Annotated in this window: 20 protein-coding genes; 6 read left to right on the forward strand and 14 right to left on the reverse strand. The window is 72.5% G+C overall.

What is annotated here, in order from left to right; genetic code table 11:
- Positions 1-397: 397 nt before the first annotated feature.
- Positions 398-1,336, forward strand: coding sequence for an ABC transporter substrate-binding protein (locus SACTE_RS05765; protein ID WP_014045088.1), 939 nt, complete (start codon positions 398-400; stop codon positions 1,334-1,336).
- Between the two features lie 15 nt (positions 1,337-1,351).
- On the opposite strand, the gene SACTE_RS05770 is transcribed toward SACTE_RS05765, so the two are convergent.
- Positions 1,352-2,539 (reverse strand): DUF5685 family protein, encoded by a 1,188-nt coding sequence (locus SACTE_RS05770; RefSeq protein WP_176724319.1) that lies wholly within the window; start codon positions 2,537-2,539, stop codon positions 1,352-1,354.
- Positions 2,540-2,851: 312 nt separating this feature from the next.
- Here SACTE_RS05770 and sepF point away from each other — a divergent pair, with 312 nt between their 5' ends.
- Positions 2,852-3,292 carry a cell division protein SepF gene (gene sepF / locus SACTE_RS05775; RefSeq protein ID WP_014045090.1) on the forward strand — a complete coding sequence of 147 codons (441 nt, stop codon included), beginning with the start codon at positions 2,852-2,854 and terminating at the stop codon, positions 3,290-3,292.
- Between the two features lie 40 nt (positions 3,293-3,332).
- On the opposite strand, the gene SACTE_RS05780 is transcribed toward sepF, so the two are convergent.
- Both SACTE_RS05780 and SACTE_RS05785 read right to left on the reverse strand, forming a co-directional pair.
- Positions 3,333-4,541 (reverse strand): acyl-CoA dehydrogenase family protein, encoded by a 1,209-nt coding sequence (locus tag SACTE_RS05780; RefSeq protein ID WP_014045091.1) that lies wholly within the window; start codon positions 4,539-4,541, stop codon positions 3,333-3,335.
- A gap of 72 nt (positions 4,542-4,613) precedes the next feature.
- On the reverse strand, positions 4,614-6,353 hold the full coding sequence (locus tag SACTE_RS05785) for an MFS transporter (RefSeq protein WP_014045092.1): 1,740 nt from the start codon (positions 6,351-6,353) through the stop codon (positions 4,614-4,616).
- Between the two features lie 504 nt (positions 6,354-6,857).
- Between SACTE_RS05785 and SACTE_RS05790 the strand changes: the two genes are divergently transcribed.
- The gene (locus SACTE_RS05790) at positions 6,858-7,964 is read left to right on the forward strand and encodes a phosphatase PAP2 family protein (protein ID WP_014045093.1); all 1,107 of its coding nucleotides are present in this window, start codon (positions 6,858-6,860) and stop codon (positions 7,962-7,964) included.
- A 67-nt stretch (positions 7,965-8,031) separates the two neighbouring features.
- On the opposite strand, the gene SACTE_RS05795 is transcribed toward SACTE_RS05790, so the two are convergent.
- Positions 8,032-8,247 (reverse strand): I78 family peptidase inhibitor, encoded by a 216-nt coding sequence (locus tag SACTE_RS05795; protein ID WP_014045094.1) that lies wholly within the window; start codon positions 8,245-8,247, stop codon positions 8,032-8,034.
- Positions 8,248-8,655: 408 nt separating this feature from the next.
- Positions 8,656-9,939, reverse strand: a complete 1,284-nt coding sequence (locus SACTE_RS05800) for a glycosyltransferase family 4 protein (protein WP_014045095.1) — start codon at positions 9,937-9,939, stop codon at positions 8,656-8,658.
- Positions 9,940-10,239: 300 nt separating this feature from the next.
- Here SACTE_RS05800 and SACTE_RS05805 point away from each other — a divergent pair, with 300 nt between their 5' ends.
- Both SACTE_RS05805 and SACTE_RS05810 read left to right on the forward strand, forming a co-directional pair.
- Positions 10,240-11,019 (forward strand): hypothetical protein, encoded by a 780-nt coding sequence (locus tag SACTE_RS05805; protein WP_014045096.1) that lies wholly within the window; start codon positions 10,240-10,242, stop codon positions 11,017-11,019.
- Between the two features lie 223 nt (positions 11,020-11,242).
- Positions 11,243-11,548, forward strand: a complete 306-nt coding sequence (locus SACTE_RS05810; protein ID WP_014045097.1) for a hypothetical protein — start codon at positions 11,243-11,245, stop codon at positions 11,546-11,548.
- A 66-nt stretch (positions 11,549-11,614) separates the two neighbouring features.
- Here the strand turns inward: SACTE_RS05810 and der are convergent, their stop codons facing one another.
- The 5 genes from der to aroH all read right to left on the reverse strand — a co-directional run bounded on the left by der (position 11,615) and on the right by aroH (position 16,080).
- Positions 11,615-13,084 (reverse strand): ribosome biogenesis GTPase Der, encoded by a 1,470-nt coding sequence (gene der, locus SACTE_RS05815; protein WP_014045098.1) that lies wholly within the window; start codon positions 13,082-13,084, stop codon positions 11,615-11,617.
- A 67-nt stretch (positions 13,085-13,151) separates the two neighbouring features.
- The gene (locus SACTE_RS05820) at positions 13,152-13,808 is read right to left on the reverse strand and encodes a lysophospholipid acyltransferase family protein (protein ID WP_014045099.1); all 657 of its coding nucleotides are present in this window, start codon (positions 13,806-13,808) and stop codon (positions 13,152-13,154) included.
- On the reverse strand, positions 13,805-14,521 hold the full coding sequence (cmk, locus tag SACTE_RS05825) for a (d)CMP kinase (RefSeq protein ID WP_019993942.1): 717 nt from the start codon (positions 14,519-14,521) through the stop codon (positions 13,805-13,807). The genes SACTE_RS05820 and cmk overlap by 4 nt, the downstream gene beginning before the upstream one ends.
- Positions 14,522-14,635: 114 nt before the next feature.
- Positions 14,636-15,721, reverse strand: a complete 1,086-nt coding sequence (locus SACTE_RS05830; RefSeq protein ID WP_014045101.1) for a prephenate dehydrogenase — start codon at positions 15,719-15,721, stop codon at positions 14,636-14,638.
- Positions 15,718-16,080, reverse strand: a complete 363-nt coding sequence (gene aroH / locus SACTE_RS05835; RefSeq protein ID WP_014045102.1) for a chorismate mutase — start codon at positions 16,078-16,080, stop codon at positions 15,718-15,720. The genes SACTE_RS05830 and aroH overlap by 4 nt, the downstream gene beginning before the upstream one ends.
- A 114-nt stretch (positions 16,081-16,194) precedes the next feature.
- On the opposite strand from aroH, the gene SACTE_RS05840 reads away from it, so the two are divergent.
- Positions 16,195-16,890, forward strand: coding sequence for a nucleotidyltransferase domain-containing protein (locus SACTE_RS05840; protein WP_014045103.1), 696 nt, complete (start codon positions 16,195-16,197; stop codon positions 16,888-16,890).
- Here the strand turns inward: SACTE_RS05840 and SACTE_RS05845 are convergent.
- From SACTE_RS05845 to SACTE_RS34510, 4 genes are all read right to left on the reverse strand, one after another.
- Positions 16,877-17,512 carry a hypothetical protein gene (locus SACTE_RS05845; RefSeq protein ID WP_014045104.1) on the reverse strand — a complete coding sequence of 212 codons (636 nt, stop codon included), beginning with the start codon at positions 17,510-17,512 and terminating at the stop codon, positions 16,877-16,879. The two genes, SACTE_RS05840 and SACTE_RS05845, sit on opposite strands and share 14 nt — an antisense overlap.
- A 122-nt stretch (positions 17,513-17,634) precedes the next feature.
- The gene (locus SACTE_RS05850; protein ID WP_014045105.1) at positions 17,635-18,657 is read right to left on the reverse strand and encodes an ADP-ribosylglycohydrolase family protein; all 1,023 of its coding nucleotides are present in this window, start codon (positions 18,655-18,657) and stop codon (positions 17,635-17,637) included.
- The gene (locus SACTE_RS05855) at positions 18,654-19,397 is read right to left on the reverse strand and encodes an NUDIX domain-containing protein (protein WP_014045106.1); all 744 of its coding nucleotides are present in this window, start codon (positions 19,395-19,397) and stop codon (positions 18,654-18,656) included. The genes SACTE_RS05850 and SACTE_RS05855 overlap by 4 nt, the downstream gene beginning before the upstream one ends.
- The gene (locus SACTE_RS34510) at positions 19,394-19,816 is read right to left on the reverse strand and encodes a hypothetical protein (RefSeq protein ID WP_019993941.1); all 423 of its coding nucleotides are present in this window, start codon (positions 19,814-19,816) and stop codon (positions 19,394-19,396) included. The genes SACTE_RS05855 and SACTE_RS34510 overlap by 4 nt, the downstream gene beginning before the upstream one ends.
- Between the last annotated feature and the right edge of the window lie 109 nt (positions 19,817-19,925).

The raw sequence follows: 19,925 nt of genomic DNA on the forward strand, positions 1-19,925 counted from the left end.
TGGGACACAACGTGGACCGGGCCCCTCAGCGCCGGTCCGTTTCCGAGAAAAGCGCCCCTCGGGGCGTGTTGTCAAGCGTGTCCACACTGTGAGCCGTGCGTCTCGGCGTGGTTGACGTGCCGTCGGATGCCTGTTCCACTGAGGCCATGTACGCACAGCAGTGGCTGGTCACCCGATCGCACATCGACTTCGGTCGTGTGTGGTCGTCCTCCTGTTGAGCTGACCCCCTGCGCCTTCACCCCGCTCGCGCCGCCACCGGCGCTTGAGCGCTTCTTCCCGCGTGTCTTCGCGTCCACAACACCGCCGTACCCCCTCCCCTCGTTCCGCTGATCTCCCGCCCCGTCGCTCCCCGCCGTCCCGGCGTGGAGCGGTCGACGTAGACCGGAGTTACCGAGCCATGCCCCGAACCCGGCACACCGCTGCCTTCGCCCTGATCACCGTCGCCGCGCTGACGCTCACCGCGTGCGGCTCGGGCGACCCGGCGGCCGCACCGGCCGGTGCCGGCAACGCGCAGAAGGTGGAGATCCCGACGACCGACGTGGTCTCCGCGGTGCGGAAGGACGAGGCCGCCGCCCGGCTGCTGCCCGCCGAGGTCCGCGCCTCGGGCACCCTCGACCTGGCCACCAGTGTCGGGGCCCCGCCCGGGGCGTTCTACCGGGAGGACGGCAGGACCCTCGCCGGGGCGGACGTCGACTTCGCCGACGCGGTCGCCCGGGCACTCGGTCTGAAGCTGAACCGCGAGGTCGCCTCCTTCGACGCGATCCTGCCCGCGCTCGGCAGCGGGAAGTACGACGTCGGCACGGGCAACTTCGGCGTGACCGACGAGCGCCGCAAGACCATCGACTTCGTGACGTACATCAACGACGGTCAGGGCTTCGCCGTCCGGGACGACAGCGACCTGAAGAAGGTCACCGCCCTCGCACAGCTCTGCGGCCTGACGGTCGCCACCAACGCCGGCACCACGTTCGAGGCGACGCTGGAGGCGAACAAGTCCGTGTGCGCCGACGCGGGCGAGAAGGCGTACGACGTCAAGACCTACACCGACCAGGGCGCCCTGTGGATCTCGCTCCGGCAGGGCCGCAGCGATGTCGTCATGTCGACGATCAACGGACTGCGCTACGCCGTGGCCCAGCAGGAGGGGCTGCGCTTCCTCGGCGAGTTCAAGCGGCTCGACGTCGGCTTCGCCTTCAAGAAGGGCACCCCGCTCGCCCCGGCCTTCCAGGCCGCGGTCAACGGGCTCAAGAAGGACGGGACGTACGACCGCATCCTGAAGAAGTGGGGCACCGACGAGTCCGCGATCGACGAGTCGCGGATCTCGCCGCCCGAGATCAGGTGAACCGGCGGGACCCTCTCAGCAGTCGCAGCCGCAGTCGCAGCCGTCACCGCAGCAGCTGCAGCAGTTGCCGCAGCAGTCACAGCCCTCGCAGCAGCCCTCGCAGCAGTCGTCCTTGTGGCAGAGCCCTTCGCGCCGCTGTCCGCTCCAGGGGTCGTGGAAGGTGCCGGCACAGCACAGCTGACAGGTACAGGCGAGCCCGGCCCAGACCAGGCAGCCGGCGATCAGGCCACGGCGGTTGCGGGGCGGCTCGGGCGGCAGCGGGGGGCCGGGCGGCGTCGGAGCGTACGGGTTGCCGGGCGGCGGGCCGAAGCCGCCCGCCGGCCGCCCGTCGTGCCCGTGCCCGCACGCGGTGGAGCCGAACGCCCGGTCCACCGAGCGCCGCAGTTCGTGGACCAGCAGCACATGGGCCAGCTTGCCGTCGGTGAACTCCGCGTCCGCCAGGGCGAGGCGTATCCCGTGCAGCGCGTCGTCGCAGAGCCGGCGGGCCTCGGTGAGCGGGGTGCCGGTCGCGGTGAGCGGGTTCCAGGCACCCGACGCGGCGTCAGCTTGCCGGTCCTCGACGGCGTCCAGGAGATGGGCGAGCCTCCCGAAGAGCCGGCCGGCCTCGGCGAGCGGCCCCGCGTTGTGCGGCCTTCCCGCGAGTACGGCGGTGTGCGCGAAGGCCGCGGCGGTCGCCGTCTCGGTGGGCTCGGTGACGGCCGTCAGGCTGGTGCCGGGGCCGGCGAGCGACTCGATGCCGGTCTGCCGGTCCACGGCGTCGACCAGGACCGCGGTGTCGAAGCCGAGCTCGGCCCCCGTACGCGCGCCTGCCCTGTCCCATCCGGCGGCGACCCTGCGCGCCGCTGCGGCCACCGGGCGGCGCTTCAACAGCCCGTCCCGGTCCGCCACGTGGTCGCGCACCTTGGCCGAGGCCAGGACGAGCGAGACGGCTGCCGCGAGCCGGGCGCCCTCCCCGCGGGCGACGGGAGCGGTGCGCATCGAGCGCAGCGGACAGGGGCCCGCGGTGCGCCGACCTTCCGGGGTGCGCTCCGCCTGAGCCTCCGTCAGGACCGAGACGATCAGGCCGTCGTAGTTCGTGACGATCCGGGCGAACTGTCCGTGGTCGGCGCGCAGCGCGAGGCAGAGCCCGCAGAGATGCGCCATCCATTCCGTCCTCAACCCGTCGGACAACCGATGGGTGCAGGGCCTCACCATTCCGAACACGTCTGTCCCCCGTACGCCGTTCCCCTTGACCGGGCGCGCCCGTGCCGCCGCGCGCGGCGTGCATCGTATCGAGTGACCCGTTCACCCGTACGTCCCCCATGTCACCCGTACGGACTGGAGCATCATATTTTCTTTCCGCAAGGCCCCTTATATGGGTGGAAACCTGACGAACCGCCACATGATCTGCACCAGTAGCGTCACGAATCCCCTGCGCGCCGACTATCCCCTTGGCGCACGATCCGCATCATGGACGACCATAGGGATAGGAAAGAGATGCGGAACACCACAGAACCGCGGTGAGAGGAGGCGTCCATGGGATCGGTGCGCAAGGCAAGTGCCTGGCTGGGCCTCGTGGAGGACAACGACGAGCGGTACTACGACGACGAGTACACCGAGGATGCCGATACCGGCTCGAACCAGGCATGGGTGACCGACCCGCGGGTGCAGGTCGCCTCCGAGAAGGCGGTGGACACGGGCCGGCGGATCGCCACCGTGACGCCGGACAGCTTCCGGGACGCACGCGCCCTCGGTGAGCTGTTCCGGGACGGCGTACCGGTGATCGTCAACCTCACGGCCATGGACCCCACCGACGCCAAGCGCGTCGTGGACTTCGCCGCGGGGCTGACCTTCGGACTGCGCGGCTCGATCGAGCGCGTGGCCACCAGAGTCTTCCTGCTGACCCCCGCCCACACCCAGGTGGTGAACGGCGAAGCCGCCGGCCGGCCCGCCGACGGCTTCTTCAACCAGAGCTGAGCAGGGCGCTCGCCTCACGCCTCCGGCGCCCCTCGGGGCATCAACGGAAGGCGTCGAGGCCGGTGAGCGCCTTGCCCAGCACCAGCTGGTGCATCTCCACGGTGCCCTCGTAGGTGAGCACCGACTCCAGGTTCGTCGCGTGCCGCATCACCGGGTACTCCAGCGAGATGCCGTTGGCCCCGAGGATCGTGCGCGAGGTGCGGCAGATCTCGATCGCCTCCCGCACGTTGTTCAGCTTTCCGAAACTGACCTGCTCCGGACGGAGCCTGCCCGCGTCGAGCCGCCGGCCCAGGTGATGGGCGAGCAGGATGCCCTTGTGGAGCTCCACCGCCATGTCCGCGAGCTTGGCCTGGGTGAGCTGGAAGCCGCCGATCGGCCTGCCGAACTGCTCCCGGGTGCGCGCGTAGTCCACGGCCGCCTCGAAGCTGGCGCGCGCCGCGCCCATCGCGCCCCAGACGATGCCGTAGCGGGCGTGGCTGAGACAGCTGAGCGGTCCGCGCAGCCCCGTGGCCTCCGGCAGGACGGCGTCGGCGGGCAGCCGCACACCGTCCAGGACCAGTTCACTGGTGACCGAGGCGCGCAGCGACCACTTGTGCCTGATCTCCGGCGCGGAGAAACCCGGGGTGTCCGTCGGTACGACGAAACCGCGGATGCCCGAGCCGCCCGCCGTCTCGTCGGTCCGCGCCCAGACGACGGCGACCCCGGCGACCGAACCGTTGGTGATCCACATCTTGCGGCCGGTGAGGATCCAGTCCGTGCCGTCGCGCTCGGCGTAGGTGCGCATCCCGGCCGGGTCCGACCCGTGGTCCGGCTCGGTGAGGCCGAAGCAGCCGATGGTCTCGCCGGCCGCCATGCCGGGCAGCCAGCGCTGCTTCTGCTCCTCCGAGCCGAAGCGGTGGATGGCGTACATGGCGAGGGATCCCTGCACCGAGACCAGGGAGCGGATCCCCGAGTCGGCGGCCTCCAGCTCCAGGCAGGCCAGGCCGTACTGGACGGCGCTCGCACCGGCGCAGCCGTATCCCTGGAGTGACATGCCGAGTGCGCCGAGCGCGCCCAGTTCGCGGGCGAGGTCCCGGATGCCGGGTAGCTCGCCCTTCTCGTACCACTCGGCGATGTGCGGCAGGACCCGGTCGGCGGCCCAGGTGCGCACGGTGTCGCGGATCGCGAGGTCCTCCGGGTCGAGGAGGTCGTCGATGCCGAGGGGATCGGCCGGGTCGAACGGGGGGAGTTTCGTCGGCTTCGCGGACAAGGGTGCCTCCGGCGGCTCGCACGGTACCAAAAACTAGCAGTGGTAGTTATCGCGTCGTGCTGACGTTACGGCTCAGCGCCCCGCCCGTCCAGAGCCGGTGGCCTCGGCTACCTCGCGCCGCCCGGCCGCCCTGTGGCGGCTTCCCGGCCCGCCCTGCGCCGGGAACGTACGGGCCTCCGGGCGGGGCCGGTCCGGGTCGGCCTGACGGGAGGCGCTCCGCTCCGGGACGGCGGCCTGCGGGGCCGCGTCCCGGCACTCCCCCGCCTCCTGGCCGCAGTCCATGGCCCGCGGCAGCCGCAGCGCGGCGAGCGCCCCCAGCAGCAGCAGACCCGCGCTGACCAGCAGCGTCACATGCAGCCCGTCGACGAAGGCGTGCCGGGCGGTGGTGCGCAGCACGTGCCCCACGGGGCCCCCGAGCCGGCCGGCCACCTGGTAGGCCTCGCCGAGCGAGTGGGAGGCGGCCGTCCCCGCGGCGGCGGGGACGCCTTCCTCGTGGAGCCGGGAGAGGCCGGGGGCGTAGGCGGCGTTCATGACACTGCCGAGCAGGGCGATCCCCATGCCCGCGCCCAGCTGGTAGGAGGTCTCGCCGATCGCGGCCGCCCCGCCCGCCCGTTCGGCGGGCGCCTCGCTCAGCATCGACTCGTAGGCCCCGAAGAGCGTGGACTGGAGCCCGAAGCCCAGCAGGACGAAGCCGGCGGTGAGCAGCACGGGCCGGTCGTGCTGGCCCATCAGGGTCAGCAGGAGCACCGAGGCGGCGGTGAGCACGAAGCCCCAGCCGACCATGCGGCGCGGGCCGACGCGGCGCAGCGTGTACGAGCCGGTGGCACCGGCCGCCATCGCGGCGAAGGTCAGGGGGAGCAGCCGCAGACCGGTCTCCAGCGGGCTGAGCCCGAGGACCAGTTGCAGGTACTGGACGGCGATCAGCTCCAGGCCGACCAGGGCCAGCATGGCCAGGACGATGCAGCCGACGGCGGTGGTGAAGGCGGGCCGGGAGAACATCGCGATGTCGATCAGCGGATGGACGCGGCGCCGCTGCCTGCGGACGAAGAGGACGAGGAGCGCGGCGCCCGCCAGCAGCGGCACGAGCGTGGCGGCGTCCGGCACCGCTCCCCCGCTGCCCAGGCGCTTTATCCCGAGGACGACACCGAGCACCCCGGCCGCGGCCGTCAGCGCGCCGAGTACGTCCCAGGGTCCGTCGTCGGCGCCGCGGGACTCGGGCAGCAGCCAGCGGCCGACCGGCAGGACCACGGCCATCAGCGGGATGTTGATCAGGAAGACCGAACCCCACCAGAAGTGCTCGACGAGGAATCCGCCGATGACCGGCCCGGTGGCGGCGCCCACGGCGGCGACCGCGGTCCACACCCCGATGGCCAGGGCGCGCTCGCGGCGGTCGGGGAAGACCTGGCGGAGGATCGACAGCGTCGCCGGCATGATCATCGCGCCACCGACGCCGAGCAGGGCGCGCGCCGCGATCAGGACGGTGGGGGTGTCGGCCGTGGCGGCGAGCGCGGAGGCGATGCCGAAGAGCGCGTATCCGGACAGCAGGACGCGCCGCCGTCCGATCCGGTCGCCGAGCGTGCCGAAGAGGATGAGCAGCGAGGCGCAGACCAGCGGATAGGCGTCCACGATCCACAGCAGGCCCACGGCGCTCGGCCTCAGGTCCTCGGTGACGGCCGGCACGGCGACGTGCAGCACGGTCGCGTCGAGGGCGACCACCAGCAGACTGAGGCAGAGGACGACCAGGACGACCCACCGGTTTCCACCGCCGGCCGCTGTGCGCAGCCGTGTCACGGCCGTGGACGTCCCCGTCATGTGCGTACCTCCCACAGTGTGTCCCTCGCGCTCGGCAGGCCTCCCGGGGACCTGGCTCACGGCATCCCCCAGGCCCGGCATCGACGGGCGAGTGAGCCGTCAGCGTACGCGAGTCCCCTCTGGTCACACGTGGCCCATCTCATACCACCGCCCGCTCCGGAGTGTGGCGTAGGCCACACCGGAGCCTCACGCCGGGGCACTTGCCGGAACCGGCGCCATCAGCCTACGAGCGGTGCGGCCGACTGCCTCCGTAAGCGCGCCGCGGACCGTCCGGACGGTCCGCGGGAGTCCTCCGGCGAATGGCGGAGAGGCCCGTCGGGCCGTTCATCGAAGACCAAACATGTCTGCGAATTAATGGCCGGAAGGAATAGCCCGCGCACACGGATCCGATTCTCCGGGCCGTACGGAATAGATGCCGGTCTGAGACAAAGTCCACATCACATCGTCATCACAAAGAGGCGGGATGGACCGGATCACACACTCACTCGCTGTAACGTCCATTGCGTGCGTACCGACATCTTTGCCCGTCTGGACCGGGAGCCGGAACCGCCGAAGATAGAGATCCCGCGGATGAGTCGTCACCGCATCGCTCTCTTCGGCGGGACTTTGGTGTTCTATCTCGCCATCGTCGTCGCCGTGCTCGACTCGTCCTGGCTGGTGGCCCTCGACTGGAAGGTCATGCTCTTCCGGCCGTACCAGCAGTGGCCCGAGCTCCACGCCTTCCTCGACTACTACGTCGTGCTCGGCCAGCGCGGCCCCACGGCCGTGATGGTCGCCGCGTGGCTCGGCTGGCGCTCCTGGCGGCAGCACACGCTGCGTCCGCTGCTCACCCTGGGGACGTCACTCCTGCTGCTCAACATCTCGGTGGGCGCGGTCAAGCTGGGTCTGGGGCGGCTCGGACCGCACTACGCCACGCAGATCGGCTCGGCCGAGATGTTCGCGGGCGGCGATATATTTCCCTCGGGTCACACCGCCAACGCCGTAGTGACCTGGGGAATCCTGGCCTACCTGGCCACCACGCCGCGGGCCCGGCGCTATCTGTCGGCCGTCTCGGCGTTCGTCTCGCTGGGCGTGGGCCTCACGACCGTCTACATCGGCACCCACTGGCTCAGCGACGTCCTGCTGGGCTGGGCGGCCGGCCTGCTGATCATGCTGGCCCTGCCCTGGTTCGAGCCGCTCATCACCCGCGCCGAGATCTGGATCCTCTCGGTACGCGCCTCGTGGCGGGCCCGCCGCACGCTCGGCGGCCCCTCCGCGGGCGTCCCGGGCGAGCCGGTGCCGGTCCTGGTGCCGCGGACCCTGGAAGGCGTCGGCGACGGGGCCACCGCCCGCAGCGAGACCGAGGGCCCCGGCCTCCCGGGCAGCACCTCGCAGGCCCTCGACGGCCCGCAGGAGCCCGAGAGCGCCCCCGGTCCCGCCACCGAGCCTCCCGGGGCGGGCGGCCCCCCGGGGACGGCGGGCCGCTCGCGGGCCCACTCCGCCCACGGCGTGCGCGCGGAGCGGACACCGCCCGGCCCGGCCGCCTCCCGCCGTCCGCCGCACGCGGACCGTACGCCCCGGAGCGGCGCGGCCCCGGCCCGCCCGGTGACCGGCGGGCCGGTCGCTCCCTGAGCCGACCGCCCGTGAAACGTCTGGAGCCCCGACACGTGTCGGGGCTCCAGACGTTTCACGGGCGTCGTCAGCCGACCCAGCAGCGGGTCACGGTCGAGTCGGCGACCTCGAAGTTGATCCGTCCGCCACGGAACTCCATGGTGATGACCGTGCCCGGCGCCAGGGCCCGGACCGTGGTCCAGCCTCGCGTTCTGGCGCGCTGTTCGGCGGTCTCGGCGTCGAGTCCGACGTACGACTCGGGGGTGTCGTCCGGCTGGGCGGGAGGGGTCGGTACAGATGCCATACCCCTCACCGTAGGGGGCGGCGCACCGTGACGGAAGCGGGGCCGCCCCGGGACCCGTCGCATGCTCGTGTACCCGGACGGTCACGCTTGTGTCACAGGATCCCCACGCCTGTTCCCTTGCTTCCGCTTCACCCGAACGGGCAGTCCCGCGATCGGAAAAAGAATTGCCCCGGCTTCCGGGAAAGGCCTCCACGGCGTGCGTGGAGAGAAAATGCACCGGGGCGCCCGCCCTCACCTTTTTCACCGTTGGACGATAAAGGTGAAGACGCGCGCCACCTGGAATTCATACTCCCTTGTACGGGACTTATATCTCTGCCCGGACGGCGTCCGCCAGGGCACCCGGGGCCCGGCGTCCTATCCAGAATCGAACAGCCCGGCCGCCGGGAGCGGACGGAGGGGCCGCCGGGGTCAGCGTCCCGTCCCGCCCCGGACGACGGCGGCCGCCTTGTACCTGAGCGCGTACGCGCCGTCCAGCACGGAGCCCTTGGAGCGGTGCAGCGCGGTGCGCAGCGCACTCTGCGACCGGCTCCCGGACCCCCGGGCGATCAGCTCGGTGAAGAGCCTCTCGTGCCGTCCGGCGATCGGCTCCGGGTCGAACCGGGCGGAGGAGGCCAGCGCGGCGCGCCCCATCCGGTGCCTCAGGTCGTCGTCGTCGACCAGTGAGCGGAGCGCGGCGGCGAAGGCCTGGGTGTCCCCGAGCGGCACCAGCCGTCCGTCCGTGCCGTCCTGGATGATCTCGGCCGGTCCGTGCGGGCAGTCGGTGGCGACGACCGGCAGGCCCCCGCGCATCGCCTCCACGATGGTCATGCCGAACGACTCCCGCTCGGAGGTGACGGCGGCGATGGACGCCTTGGGCCACTCCGCCTCCATCGGGTGGACCGACCCCATCAGATGCACCCGCTCCCGCAGACCGAGCTCGTCGACGAGCCCGCGCAGGGCCTGCTGCTCGTTGCCGGTCGCGTCACCGGCCCCGTAGATCCGCAGCCGCCACTCCGGGCGGGCGGCCGCCACCTCGGCGAAGGCCCGGACCAGGACGTCGTACCGCTTCACCCGGTGCAGCCGGCCCGCCGCCACGATCCACTTGTCGTCGCCCGTGGCGGGCGGCCCCGAAGGCGCCGGGACACTGTTGGGGATGGCCTCGATGCGTACGCCGGGCAGCCGCAGTCCCGTCCGGTAGTCCCGGGCGTCGGCCTCGGTGACCGTGGTGACCGCGTCGAGCAGCCCGTAGCGGTGCCGTATCTCCCTGCGGAGCCGGTAGCCGTGGCTCTGCAGGGTCAGGTGCTCCTGGCCGACGCGCACCGGACCGCGCCGCGCCTGCCTGCTGATGTGGACGTTGAGCCCCGGGCGGGTGCCGACGACGACGTCCGCCTCCAGGGCGCCGAGGTGCGCGGCGATGCGGCTGTCGGTGAGCCTGCTGTACTGCTTGTGACGGGTGTCCCCGCGCGGGAAGACGGTGGCGGGCCGGGCGTGCTCGGGGTCCTCGCCGTCGTACCCCGGGCTCTTCTTCCGCAGGTCGACGAGGTGGCGCATCCGCACGCCGTCGGGCGCGCCCAGCGTGGGGCTCTCGCGGTGCCGGAAGACGGAGACGATCTCCACGTCGTGGTGCTGTGCCAAGGTGCTCGCGAGCGTGAAGGTGGTCCGGATCGTTCCCCCGATGCCGTATGCGTTGTGGAGCAGGAATGAAATGTGCATCACTCGGTCGTTTCCCCTGGTCGACTGGTCTGTGTCGGACCCTACGCGGGCACCGGGACGGCTCATGGCGTGCGCACAGGAGTCGTACAGACTCGTGACAATTCGAACTGGCGAACGCTCCGAGGCCCTGCGGTACGGACGCGCCGCCCCGCGAATCGCTTTCCCGATCTGTCGACCTGTCTCCCTGCCGACACGCGGGGCGTCCGGTGCCGATTCGCGCGTGACCCCCGCCCCGGATCGAACGTTGTCTTCATGAACCGGGAATTGCCCGGCCCACGCACCGAGTTCGAGGAGCCACCCGTGCCGCGCATGCTCGACGTCAGCGAGGACGTACGTGCCGAGATCGGCGACGCCGAAGCCGACCGGCTGCTCGTCGGCGACAGCGCACCAGGCAGTTACGACTGCACGTCCTGCCGCACCCCCGGCGACTCCGCTCAGGAGCGCACCAGCACCGTGCTCTTCGTCGGCGACGAGACCGCCGTGCTCGCCTTCGCCCACGCCACCTGCATCCCCTCACAGGTCGTCAGGGTCGCGGAGGACCAGCTCAAGGGCGCCATGCGCTCCATCACCGGCGACGAGTCGCCGACCCCGGAGGGGCTCGTGCCCGAACAGGCCGTGCTCGGCGTCACCAGCGGTCTCGTCCTGATCGAGGACGACCTGCGCCCCGCCCTGGTCGTCGAACCGACCGGACCGATCGCCCGGCCCGGCACGGACGGTCGCGGCGGCGACCAGTTCCTCCAGCTGCTGCTGGAGCAGGGGTTCCAGCCCACCCAGGACCTGAACCGGCTGCCGGGCGTGCTCCCCGGCTGGTCGGTCCTGCTCGCGGTGGGCCGGCTGCACGCCGTGCTCCAGCCGGGGCCCGAGGGTGGCCAGGTCGCCTGGTGGCAGGCCCATCAGCCGCTCCAGGTGACCGAGGGCTGGCGTGCGGCGGTGAACAAGTCGCAGACCGTACTCGTCTTCGCCGCCCCGGCCGGTTCGATCGGTCAGCAGCCGCGCGAGGACCTGCTGCGTGACGCGCTGGACAAGGCGGCGGTCAACGGGCTGCTGGTCGCGGCGTCGATGCCGCTGGCCGGGACCTGACCGTCCCTCCCCGTCCGGGGGCGTGTGCGCGCCCCCGGACGGCCTTTGTCGTGCCCGCGGCCGGTCCCCACACCGGCCGCCGCGGCCTGTTTCGGCGCGCGTGCCCCGCAGCGGGCCCGCACCGTTTTCTCCGTTCCGCCCGCATCCGACGGGCGGTGGAGTCGTTGGCACCTATGTGCACTCATACGACCCTTCTCGCCAGCGGCAGAGCCCGATCCCGGCCATGCGTCCCGCCCGGGACCCCTCGGCCGGCAGGTCCCCCACCCCGATCTACGACGCGCTGTACGCAGAGTTCCGCCGGTCGTTCAGGGCGCTCCCCGGGGACCGGACCGGCGAGGAGGGTCTCGGCTTCCGGGGTTTCGGGACCGGGCTGTTCCCCGGCCGCGCGCCGTTGAGCGGCCGGGCTGCGGCGAACAGCCAGGGCAGCCAGAGCACGCACGCCCCGAATCCGGGTGCGTGGCAGCGCGTCGGACGGCACGCGGGGCGCCCCAGGCCGGCGGCGCTGCCTCCGGGGGTCACGGACGCCTGAGAGTGCACGGCGAAGCCCCGGGCCCCCGCAGGTGAGCGGGTGGCCCGGGGCTTCGCCGTCGGTGCCCTACTTCTTGCGGCCGCGCTTCTCACGCACCCGCACGGAGATGTGCAGCGGTGTCCCCTCGAAGCCGAACTCCTCGCGCAGTCGTCGCTCGACGAAGCGGCGGTAGCCGTGCTCCAGGAAGCCGGAGGCGAAGAGGACGAACCGGGGCGGCTTGATGCCGGCCTGCGTACCGAAGAGGATCCGGGGCTGCTTGCCACCGCGCACGGGGTGCGGGTGGGAGGCGACGATCTCGCCCAGGAAGGCGTTCAGCCGGCCGGTGGGGACGCGGGTCTCCCAGCCGTCGATCGCGGTCTCGATCGCCGGTACCAGCTTCTCCATGTGCCGGCCGGTGACGGCCGAGACGTTGACGCGCGGCGCCCAGGCGATCTGGGCGAGCTCCGTCTCGATCTCGCGCTCGAGGTAGTAGCGGCGCTCCTCGTCGAGGGTGTCCCACTTGTTGAACGCGACCACGATGGCGCGGCCCGCGTCCACCGCCATGGTGATGATCCGCTGGTCCTGCACGCTGATCGACTCGCTGGCGTCGATCAGGATGACCGCGACCTCGGCCTTCTCGACGGCTGCCGCCGTCCGCAGCGAGGCGTAGTAGTCCGCGCCCTCCTGGAGGTGCACACGGCGGCGGATACCGGCCGTGTCGATGAACTTCCAGGTGATCCCGCCGAGCTGGATCAGCTCGTCGACCGGGTCACGGGTGGTGCCCGCGAGGGCGTTGACGACGACCCGGTCCTCACCCGCCACCTTGTTCAGCAGCGAGGACTTGCCGACGTTGGGGCGGCCGATGAGCGCGATACGGCGCGGGCCGCCGAGCGCGGTGCCGAAGGTCTGGGCGGGCGCCTCGGGCAGCGCCTCCAGCACGGCGTCGAGCATGTCGCCGGTGCCACGGCCGTGCAGCGAGGAGACCGGGTGCGGCTCGCCGAGACCCAGCGACCAGAGGGCGGTGGCGTCGGCCTCGCCGCTCTGGCCGTCGACCTTGTTGGCGCAGAGCACCACGGGCTTGCCGGCCCGGCGCAGCAGCTTGACGACGGCCTCGTCGGTGTCGGTCGCGCCGACGGTCGCGTCCACCACGAAGACGACGGCGTCGGCCGTCTCGATGGCGTACTCGGCCTGGGCGGCGACGGAGGCGTCGAGGCCCAGCACGTCCTGCTCCCAGCCGCCGGTGTCGACGACCTTGAAGCGCCGGCCGGCCCACTCCGCCTCGTAGCTGACGCGGTCACGGGTGACGCCGGGCTTGTCCTGGACGACGGCCTCGCGGCGGCCGATGATCCGGTTCACCAGGGTCGACTTGCCGACGTTGGGGCGGCCGACGACGGCGAGCACGGGAAGCGGTCCGTGGCCGGCCTCACCGAGGGCCCCCTCGACCTCCTCGGGGTCGAACCCCTCCTGCGCGGCGAGCTCCATGAACTCCGCGTACTCGGCATCGCCAAGTGCTCCGTGCTCGTGGTCCGAGCCCTCGGAGTGAATCTGGTCGTTCATGAAGTCCGTTCCTCTTTGCATCATCATCGATGGGCCACGATCGCGCGGCCCACTACTCAAGTCTCGCTCAGCGCCCGGTGAGGCGCCTGGCGTTTTCCAGGTGCGCGGTCAGCTTCCCCTGGATCCGCAGCGTCGCCTCGTCGAGCGCCTTCCTGGTCCGCCGGCCGCTGCCGTCACCGGCCTCGAAGGCGTCGCCGAAGACGACGTCGACCCGGCTGCGCAGCGGAGGCAGTGCCGATATCAACCGGCCACCGCGTCCGGTGCTTCCCAGGACCGCCACGGGGACGATCGGCGCCCCGGCGCGTACCGCGAAGTACGCGAGGCCCGCGCGCAGGGACGCGAAGTCGCCCTCGCCCCTCGTGCCCTCGGGGAAGATCCCGAGGACCCCGCCGGCCTCCAGGACACCGAGGGCCTGGGTGATGGCGGTGCGGTCGACGGTCGTGCGGTCCACCTTCAGCTGACCGATCCCGCGCAGGAACGGGTCGAGCGGACCGACGAACGCCTCCTTCTTGATCAGGAAGTGGACGGGCCGGGGCGCGGTGCCCATCAGCATCGGCCCGTCGATGTTGTGCGCGTGGTTCACCGCGAGTATGACGGGTCCGGCGGTGGGCACGCGCCAGGCACCGAGCACCCGGGGCCGGAACAGCCCGTACATGAGCCCGATGCCGATCCCGCGCCCGACGGCCGCTCCGCGCGGGCCGGGCGCGGTGGTGGCTTCGGTCACTTGGCGACCTGCTTCTCCCCGACGAGGGTGACGACGCACTCGATGACCTGGGAAAGCGTCAGCTCGGTGGTGTCCACCTCGACCGCGTCGGCGGCCTTGGCCAGCGGCGAGGTCTTGCGGCCGGAGTCGGCGGCGTCCCGCTTGACCAGCGCCTCCCGGGTCGCGGCGAGGTCGGATCCCTTGACCTCACCGCTGCGGCGGGCGGCGCGGGCCTCCGGGGAGGCCGTCAGGAAGATCTTGATGTCGGCCCCGGGGAGCACGGTGGTGCCGATGTCACGGCCCTCCACGACGATGCCCTTCTCGGCACCGGCGGCGATGGCCCGCTGGAGCTCGGTGATCCGGGTGCGGACCTCCGGGACGGCGCTGACGGCGCTGACCTTGGAGGTGACCTCCTGGGTGCGGATCGGGCCGGAGGCGTCCTCGCCGTCCACGGTGATCGTCGGGGCCAGCGGGTCGGTGCCGGAGACGATGACGGGCTTGGCCGCGGCAGTGGCGATCTCGGCCGGGTCGCTCACGTCGACGCCGTTGTTCAGCATCCACCAGGTGATCGCGCGGTACTGGGCGCCGGTGTCCAGGTAGCTCAGGCCGAGCTGGGCGGCGACGGCCTTGGAGGTGCTCGACTTCCCGGTGCCGGAGGGTCCGTCGATGGCGACGATCACTGCGGCCGGGGCGGTCCGGGCGGCGGCGCTTACGGTTTCCACGGTGGTGGACACCTTCCTGGTACACGGGGGCGGGCATAGCGGGGCCACGGGACGGCCTCCCCCAAGGTTACCGAGTGCGCGCGGCGCCCTTGCACCCCTGCCCCCGGCCGGCCCGGGGCCCCGCGCCTACGGACGGACCGGCCAGCCCCGTTCGCTGAGCGCCGCGCTCAGCACGGGGGCACCGCTCGGCTCGACCATGAGCTGGACCAGGCCGGCCTGCTGCCCGGTCGCGTGCTCGATGCGGACGTCCTCGATGTTGACCCCGGCCCTTCCGGCGTCGGCGAAGATACCGGCCAGCTCGCCCGGCCGGTCACTGATGAGCACGGCCACGACCTCGTACGCCGCCGGGGCCGCCCCGTGCTTCCCGGGCACCCTGACCCGGCCCGCGTTGCCCCGGCGCAGGACGTCCTCGATGCCGTCGGCGCCCGTACGCCGCTCGTCCGCGTCGGCGGACTCCAGGCCGCGCAGGGCCCGGACCGTCTCGTCCAGGTCGGCGGCGATCCGGGCCAGCACGTCCGCGACGGGGCCGGGGTTGGCGGAGAGGATCTCCACCCACATCCTCGGGTCGGAGGCCGCGATCCTGGTGACGTCCCTGATCCCCTGTCCGCACAGGCGTACGGCGGTCTCGTCGGCCTCCTCCAGCCGGGCGGCGACCATCGAGGAGACCAGCTGCGGGGTGTGGGAGACCAGGGCCACCGCGCGGTCGTGGGCGTCGGCGTCCATGACGACGGGGACGGCACGGCAGAGCGCGACCAGCTCCAGGGCGAGGTTGAGGACCTCGGTGTCGGTGTGCGGGGTCGGGGTCAGCACCCAGGGCCGGCCCTCGAAGAGGTCGGCGGTGGCGGCCAGCGGCCCGGAGCGCTCCTTGCCGGCCATGGGGTGGGTGCCGATGTACGCCGTGAGGTCGATGCCCAGCGCCTCCAGCTCGCGGCGCGGGCCGCCCTTCACGCTGGCGACGTCCAGGTACCCGCGGGCGACGCCGTCCCGCATGGCACCGGCGAGCACGGAGGCGGTGTGCGCGGGCGGTACGGCGACGACCGCGAGGTCGACGGGTCCCTCCGGGGCCTCTTCCGTCCCCGCTCCGAGCGCGGCGGCCGTCCCCGCGGACGAGGGGTCCCGGTCGACGAGGTGGACCTGGACGCCCCGCCCGGAGAGGGCGAGCGCTGCGGAGGTACCGACGAGTCCGGTACCGATGACGACTGCTGTTCTCACTGGGCGATGTCCTTGCGGAGGGCGCCGGTGGCGCCGAGGTGGACGTGGCTGATCTCGGCCTTGGAGAGAGAGGTCTCCACATGGGCGAGGACACGGACGACCCTGGGCATCGCCCCGGTGATGTCGAGCTCCTGGGCGCAGATCAGCGGTACGTCGACGATGCCGAGCCCCCGCGCGGCAGCGGCCGGGAAGTCGCTGTGCAGGTCCGGGGTGGCGGTGAACCAGACGCTGATCAGGTCGTCGGCGACGAACCGGTTGCGCTCCAGGACCGCGGTGAGCAGGGCGCTCACCCGCTCGTCCATGTGTCCGGCCTCGTCCCGCTCCAGCTGGACGGCTCCACGGACCGCTCGTACCGCCACGTCGTACCCCTCGTTCCTTCGTCCTGCGTGCGCGTCCAGCCTAGAGGGGCGGCGGGGGCGGCGGTCACCGTGCTCCGTGGGTGAGACGGGACCGCGGGCGCTACCCTCACGCGCATGATCACCCCTGAGGCGGCGGCGCTGGTCCGCGATCACACCGTCTACGCGTGCGTGATGGGTTCGCGTGCCTTCGGACTGGCCACCGGCGGCAGCGATACCGACCGGCGCGGGGTCTTCCTCGCACCGACCCCGCTGTTCTGGCGCTTCACCAAGCCGCCGACGCACGTCGAGGGCCCGGCCGACGAGCAGTTCTCCTGGGAGCTGGAACGCTTCTGCGAGCTGGCGCTCCGGGCCAACCCCAACGTGCTGGAGTGCCTGCACTCCCCTCTCGTCGAGCGGATCGACGCCACCGGCCGCGAACTCCTCGACCTGCGCGGGGCGTTCCTGTCCCGACGTTCCCACGAGACCTTCGTGCGGTACGCGCGCGGCCAGCGCCGGAAGCTGGAGGCGGACGTCCGGGTGCACGGCGCCCCGCGCTGGAAGCACGCCATGCACCTGCTGCGCCTGCTGGCGAGCGGACGGGACCTGCTGCGCACGGGAGAGCTCAGGATCGAGGTCGGCGACGCCCGCGAGGAACTGCTCGCGGTGAAACGGGGCGAGGTCCCGTGGCCCGAGGTGGAGCGCCGGATGAACCGTCTCGCCGAGGAGAACGACGAGGCGGTGGCGCGCTCGCCCCTGCCCCCTGGTCCGGACCGCGCCCGTGTGGAGGACTTCCTGATCCGGACCCGGAGGGCGTCGGTCAGCCGAGCGTGAGAAACACCCCGCGGACCTCGTCACCGTCCGCCGGGCGCCACACCGCGGTCACCTGCCCTGGAGCCTCCGCGTCGCCGGGAGAGCCCGGCTCCAGGACGCGCGCGACCACGAGGGTCGCTGCCCCCTCGTCCAGCACGACGTCGGTGCCGTGCTTCGCGTCCTGGACGGCCGTGGACGCCATCGCGGCCAGGCCGTCGGCGGGCCGGACGGTGACGGTCGGGTCAGGTGTGTCGCTCACGCTCTGGGCCTGCGGCTCGGCCTGCCCCCGGAGCAGGGCGAGCACCTGGTCGACCAGCACGGGGTCATGGGCCCCGTCGTACACCCAGCGCCGCCCGAGGACCCCGTGCTCGGAGGTGCCGACGAGCGCCTGGTCCGCCCCGTCGAGCGGTGCCGCGCGGTAGGTGAGCGGCACGTGGTACGACACGGGCACGTCGCCCGAGGTGTCGGTGACCACCATGAACTCGATACCCACCTCGCCCTGCGGATCGTCGAGCCGGAACCCGCCGACCCGGGCGAGTCGGGGCTCGGCCGCCGACCCGGTGTACCAGGGACGGGTGGGCAGCCAGGCGCTGAGGAGCTCCAGCTTGCCGGGCTCCATGGTCGTTCTGTGGATGACAGCCATGTCCGGTCAACTCCTGGTGGAAGCACCGGGTTCCCGTGCCGGGCCCGGCACTGCCACGTTCACCCGGCCAAGCGAAGAACCCCGGATTCCGGATCCCGCACGGGGCCCACCGTACGGACCGCTCACGCGTCCCAGAGCGCCCCCAGGGACAGCAGATCGCTGCGGTACTCGATGCGCTCGGCCCACTCCTGGGGCCAGGCCGCCGCCCCCAGATGGGCCCCGGCCAGCGCCCCCGTCAGGCAGCTCAGCGAGTCGGAGTCGCCCCGGGTGCAGGCGGCCCGGCGCAGAGCGGTGACGGGATCCCCGGGGAAGAGCAGGAAGCAGTGCAGGGCCGTGGCGATGGCCTCCTCCGCGATCCAGCCGTCCCCCGTCCGCTCGCAGGGATCGGTCTCCGGGGACGGGTGGCGCAGGGCCTCCTGGACGGTGTCCAGGGCCGTCAGGCACTCGTCCCAGCCGCGCCGGATGTACGCCTCGGGCGAGGGGTCGCCCGCGTACCGCCAGAGATCGCCGAGCCAGCGGTGCGGGTAGCGGTCGCCGTTCTCGTAGGCGTAGCTGCGCAACCGGCCGATCAGGCCCATCGGTTCGGCGCCCCGGGCGAGCAGGAACACCGCCCGCGCGGTGAGGTCGGAGGCGGCCAGGGCGGTGGGATGGCCGTGGGTGAGGGCGGCCTGGAGCTGGGCGGCGCCGGAGCGCTGCTCCTCGCTGAGGCCGGGGACGAGCCCGACGGGGGCGACGCGCATGTTGGCACCGCAGCCCTTGGACCCGATCTGGCTGGCCTCCTGCCAGGGCCGGTCGCCCGCCAGCAGCCCGCACGCCGTCATGCAGGTACGGCCGGGAGCACGGTTGTTCTCCGGCGAGCGCGACCAGTCGACGAATTCCTCGCGCAGGGGCGCGACCAGCCGCTCCGGTGTGAGCAGTCCCTCGTCCACAGCCGTGCGGATGGCGCGCCCCAGGGCGAGCGTCATCTGCGTGTCGTCGGTGACGAACGCCGGCTCGGGGAGCTGCATCTGCCGCCAAGGCCCGCACTTGGCGAGGATGGAGGGGACGTCGTTGAACTCCGTGGGAAAGCCCAGCGCGTCGCCGAGCGCGAGCCCGGTCAGCGTGCCGGTGGCCGCGAGCGGGGTGGATGTCCTTGTCGGGATCATGGTGTCCGTCCTTCCCGGCGTCCTTCCGGGCGCAGGAGTGGTGGGTGCAGGGCGGTGGCGGCACCCGCCCGGTAGAGGGCGGCGGGTTTGCCCCGTCCGCCGGTACGGCGTGGCGGTCCCTCCGCGGCCTGGACGAAGCCGGGCGTGGTGAGGACCTTGCGCCGGAAGTTGGGGCGGTCGAGCTCGACGCCCCAGACGGTCTCGTAGACCTGCTGGAGGTCGCCGAGGGTGAACTCGGCGGGGCAGAAGGCGGTCGCCAGGCAGGTGTACTCGAGCCGGGCGCCGATCCGGTCGTGCGCGTCGGACAGGATGCGGTCGTGGTCGAAGGCGAGGGGGCCGGTGCGGCCCGTCTCCCACCACCGGGCGCGCGCCGCGTCCCCGCCGCCCCGTGGTTCGGGCAGGTCGGGGACGAGCGCGGCGTACGCGACGGAGACGACCCGCATCCGGGGATCGCGGTCCGGATCGCTGTAGGTGCGCAGTTGTTCGAGGTGGAAGGCGCGGGAGGATCTCCGGGTGAGGCCGGTCTCCTCGGCGAGTTCGCGCCGGGCGGCCTCCTCCGCGGATTCGCGGGGCAGCACGAATCCGCCGGGCAGCGCCCAGTGGCCTTCGTAGGGGGCCTCACCCCGTTCCACGAGCAGGACGTGCAACCGGCCTTCGCGGACGGTGAAGACGGCGAGGTCGACGGTGACGGCGAAGGGGACGAAGGCGTGGGGGTCGTACCCCTCGGGGGCGGTGCTCATGGTGTCTCCGGGAGGGGCGCGGTGAGGTGCCGGCCGTGGGCGAGGGGCGCGTCCACGGAGGCGACGGCGACGGCCGAACGAAGGCGGTGCGCTCCGGCGATGCCCGCGAACGGGCTCCCGGTACGGATGAGTTCGGCATGGAAACGGCCCGTCGTCCAGGGCCGCGGCTCCTGACCGTCGCGCAGTCCGTCGTCCTCGGAGGGCGCACCTGTGAAGGCGAGGGCCCCCACCGCCCCCGCCGTGACCGGCCGGGCCCGTCCGGTGCGCGTCCTCGTGCGCACCGGCAGGACGGATGCACCTGGTCCACCCCCGTGGGTCCAGGTCCACCGGCCGAACACGGCGAGGTCGGTGAGGACGATCCGCGGGACGGTCGCCAGGGGCCGCCGCCGCAGGGGACCGACGACGTCCGCGAGTGCCACGCCGCCCCCTCCCTTAATGGTCACCCTGACTATAAAGAAGGAACGGCCACGGCGAAAGGCCCGCGGCCGGTTCTCCGTCCGAAGAAAAGAACGGGAACCGGCCGCGGGC

Source organism: Streptomyces sp. SirexAA-E (genome assembly GCF_000177195.2).
GTDB lineage: Bacteria > Actinomycetota > Actinomycetes > Streptomycetales > Streptomycetaceae > Streptomyces > Streptomyces flavovirens.

Excerpts from the sequence above, each read along its gene's own strand:
- SACTE_RS05850 (WP_014045105.1), bottom strand. The coding sequence starts at position 18,657 with ATGATCCCGACAAGGACATCCACCCCGCTCGCGGCCACCGGCACGCTG.
- SACTE_RS05840 (WP_014045103.1), top strand. The coding sequence starts at position 16,195 with ATGATCACCCCTGAGGCGGCGGCGCTGGTCCGCGATCACACCGTCTAC.
- SACTE_RS05845 (WP_014045104.1), bottom strand. The coding sequence starts at position 17,512 with ATGGCTGTCATCCACAGAACGACCATGGAGCCCGGCAAGCTGGAGCTC.
- SACTE_RS05855 (WP_014045106.1), bottom strand. The coding sequence starts at position 19,397 with ATGAGCACCGCCCCCGAGGGGTACGACCCCCACGCCTTCGTCCCCTTC.
- SACTE_RS05810 (WP_014045097.1), top strand. The coding sequence starts at position 11,243 with ATGCGTCCCGCCCGGGACCCCTCGGCCGGCAGGTCCCCCACCCCGATC.
- SACTE_RS05800 (WP_014045095.1), bottom strand. The coding sequence starts at position 9,939 with ATGCACATTTCATTCCTGCTCCACAACGCATACGGCATCGGGGGAACG.
- SACTE_RS05765 (WP_014045088.1), top strand. The coding sequence starts at position 398 with ATGCCCCGAACCCGGCACACCGCTGCCTTCGCCCTGATCACCGTCGCC.
- der (WP_014045098.1), bottom strand. The coding sequence starts at position 13,084 with ATGAACGACCAGATTCACTCCGAGGGCTCGGACCACGAGCACGGAGCA.
- sepF (WP_014045090.1), top strand. The coding sequence starts at position 2,852 with ATGGGATCGGTGCGCAAGGCAAGTGCCTGGCTGGGCCTCGTGGAGGAC.
- SACTE_RS05795 (WP_014045094.1), bottom strand. The coding sequence starts at position 8,247 with ATGGCATCTGTACCGACCCCTCCCGCCCAGCCGGACGACACCCCCGAG.
- SACTE_RS05785 (WP_014045092.1), bottom strand. The coding sequence starts at position 6,353 with ATGACGGGGACGTCCACGGCCGTGACACGGCTGCGCACAGCGGCCGGC.